We start from the raw sequence: 3,270 nt of genomic DNA, 5'->3' as shown, positions 1-3,270 counted from the left end.
ATTCGTTTTAAGAAGATAAGGCCGTTTTCCACACCCGGTAAATCCTCACCCGGTATGCCCAGGGTTCTCGACTGCTGTGTTCCGATCGCCACGTAGACGGCGTCGCTCTGATTTTTCAATTCCTCAAAGGAGACCGCCTCCCCGATTCTTACGTTGCAGTGGATGTTTACGCCGCTCTGTTCGATGGCCTTCACCTCTTTTGCCAGCACCTCCTTCGGAAGGCGGTACTCCGGAATTCCCCAGTAAAGAACTCCGCCGGCAACACTCTCCGCCTCGTATACGTGAACCTCATGGCCTAAATTAGCCAGATAATACGCACAGGTCAAACCGGATGGTCCGCCTCCCACGACAGAAATTCGTTTTCCCGTGGCCGGCTTCGCCTCCACCTTCGGAATCTCGTATCCATCCTGAAGCACATAGTCTCCGATGAAGCGCTTTAAGGAACAGATGGAGACGGCTTCGTCCACCTGGGCGCGGCGGCAGCGGTCCTCGCACGGATGCGTACAGATGCGGCCGCAGACGGACGGGAATGGATTATCCTGGCGGATCAGCCGGTATGCGTCCTCAAATCTTCCTGCGGAGAGCAGGCTGATATAGCCAGGTACAAACACGTTGGCCGGACAGGCGTTGCGGCACGGCGACGTCTGCAGCTCGGAACAGACTCCGGCGCGGCAGTGTTTCTCGTAAATATGTTCCTCGTATTCATTTCTGAAATAACGGAGTGTGGAAAGCACCGGATTCGGGGCAGTCTGACCCAGGCCGCACATGGCTGTCTGCCTGATGGTCTCCGCCAGCTCCTCCAGAAGCTCCAAATCGCCTTCCTCACCCTTTCCTTCCGTAATCCGTTCCAAAATCTCCAGCATCCGCTTTGTGCCGTTCCGGCAGGGCAGACACTTTCCGCAGGACTCATCACGGATAAAGTCCATAAAGTATCTGGCGGTATCAACCATACACGTGTTTTCACTCATAACCACCAGGCCGCCGGATCCCATGATGGCTCCCAGCTTCGCCAGGGATTCATAGTCCACTGCCGTGTTTAAATGTTCCCCGGTGAGACATCCGCCGGAAGGACCGCCGGACTGAATCGCCTTGAATTTCCGTCCTCCCGTGATGCCTCCGCCGATTTTATAGATAATGTCCCCCAGCCGTATTCCCATGGGGACCTCGATAATTCCCGCGTTGATAATGTCTCCCGCAAGTGCGAATACCTTGGTGCCTGCGCTCTTTTCCGTGCCGAACTGCCGGTACCACTCCGCGCCGTTCAAGATAATGGGCGCCGCGTTTGCCAGCGTCTCCACGTTGTCTATAATCGTCGGTTTATCGAATAAGCCCCGCTCAAACGGGAACGGCGGTTTCTGCCTCGGCTCCCCGCGTTTTCCCTCTATGGACGCCAGAAGGGAGGTCTCCTCGCCGCAGACAAACGCGCCCGCGCCGATCCGGATCTCCAGATCGAACTGAAATCCGCTTCCCAGAATATCGGTTCCCAGAAGTCCCCGTTCTCTCGCCTGCTCGATGGCGGCGGAAAGGCGCTCCACTGCGATCGGGTATTCCGCCCTGACATAGACGTAACCCTTGTCTGCGCCGATGGCATAGGCGCCCAGCATCATGCCTTCGATGATACTGTGAGGATCGCCTTCCAGAATACTGCGGTCCATGAACGCGCCGGGATCACCTTCATCGGCGTTGCAGACCATATATTTCTGTCCGTCCTCGGACACGGCTTTCAAGCCCGATTCCCATTTGATTCCCGTCGGGAAACCGGCGCCGCCGCGGCCGCGGAGTCCGGAGGCCTTCATGATCTCCACCACCTCTTCTCTGCTTAAGCCGTCCAGTGCTTTCGCAGCAGCCGCGTAGCCATCCCTTGCAATGTAAGCTTCCATGGAAGCAAACTCCATGCGCCCGCAGTTGCGCAGCGCGATGCGAACCTGCTCTTTAAAGAAATTGATGTCGTCCAGCTTCGGAATGTAGCGTTCCTCCTCCGCATCGTAAAACGTATACTCTTCACAGACCTCCCCGCCGATCAGATGGCGCTCCACGAGATCCGCCACCTTCTGCGGATTCATGGCCGTGTAGAAAATCCCGTCCGGCTCCACCAAGAGAACGGGCCCCGCCGCACACGTTCCCATACAGCCTGTCACCAGAATCTCCACCTCCGACTCCAGTTGATGCTCTGCGAGAGACATTTTGAGCGCCTCCTGCACCTCTCCACAGTGAGAGGAGATACAGCCGGCGCCTCCGCAGACCAGAATCCGGCGTTTAAAGGCTTTTCTTTTTTCTATGTAATCCTTTTTTATATCTGCAAGCATGGCAGAATTTGTGATTTTATTTTCCATTCCATTATTCCTCCTAGTTATGAGCACTTAGAGACCGTATTGTGGTCTCTTACGTGCGATACATGCCACTCTGCTTGGTGAGGTCTTTCACGAACCTAGCAGAGTGGTCCATCATAATATCTTGCAAGAATCTGCTCCAGCTTATCCGGATTCACCTGCTTGTAAACCTGGCCGTCAATGGACATCGCCGGGGCCAGACCGCAGGCGCCGATGCATCGCGCCACCTCCAGCGTAAACTTCCGGTCCTCCGTCGTATCGCCGATCTTCACATCCAAAAGCTCCTGAAGCCGTTCCGATATCTTCTTTCCGCCCCGCACATAGCACGCCGTTCCGAGACAGACGCGGATCGTATGCTCTCCTCTCGGCTGCGTGGAAAAGAAAGAATAAAAGGAAACCACCCCGGATACCTCGGACAGCGGAATATCCAGCGCGTCCGCAACCGTCCTTTGTACCTCCAGGGGCAGATATCCATAGATTCCCTGCGCCATGTGAAGCACAGATATCAGCGCCCCCTCCTTTCCCCTGTACTCCGAAGCCAGCTCCCCAATCCGCCCGAGTAAAGTCTCAGGACTGCTGTCACACCCTTCGCAGCAGCAATGTTCCGTGTTTTCTTTCATCATGATTCCTACCTCCTCATTATATTGTGAAAAATTATACAAAGTTAAAGAGAGAGCAGCCTCATCAGCTGCTCTCTCTCATCCACCATGTATTATTGAAACACCAAAACCTCTTATGCTCAAAACAGTATCCCGACATCGTCATTCCTCACTATTCTGAAATCTAAAAAATTTTTAGGTAATCTAATTTTTTTATAGTTTCATACTATCATGCAGTGACAACTCCTGTCAAGCCATTGTTTTTTTTTTGACACAATCTGCATTGCAGTTCACAGCCCCGTCGTCCTCTGCTTCCCGGTCGGCCCCGGCTGGCTCATGGG

Annotated in this window: 2 protein-coding genes; both read right to left on the bottom strand. The window is 54.3% G+C overall.

Annotated elements, in window-relative coordinates:
- Window positions 1-2,306 (bottom strand): NADH-quinone oxidoreductase subunit NuoF (nuoF, locus tag ACLTD4_RS33520; RefSeq protein WP_412331962.1); only part of this gene is annotated, 2,306 nt, incomplete at its 3' end.
- A gap of 122 nt (window positions 2,307-2,428) precedes the next feature.
- Window positions 2,429-2,950, bottom strand: coding sequence for a complex I 24 kDa subunit family protein (locus ACLTD4_RS33515; RefSeq protein ID WP_025531323.1), 522 nt, complete (start codon window positions 2,948-2,950; stop codon window positions 2,429-2,431).
- Window positions 2,951-3,270: the final 320 nt, after the last annotated feature.

It is taken from the genome of Hungatella sp., assembly GCF_046966825.1.
This window is presented reverse-complemented; position numbering and strand designations above follow the sequence as displayed.

Excerpts from the sequence above, each read along its gene's own strand:
- ACLTD4_RS33515 (WP_025531323.1), bottom strand. The coding sequence starts at position 2,950 with ATGAAAGAAAACACGGAACATTGCTGCTGCGAAGGGTGTGACAGCAGT.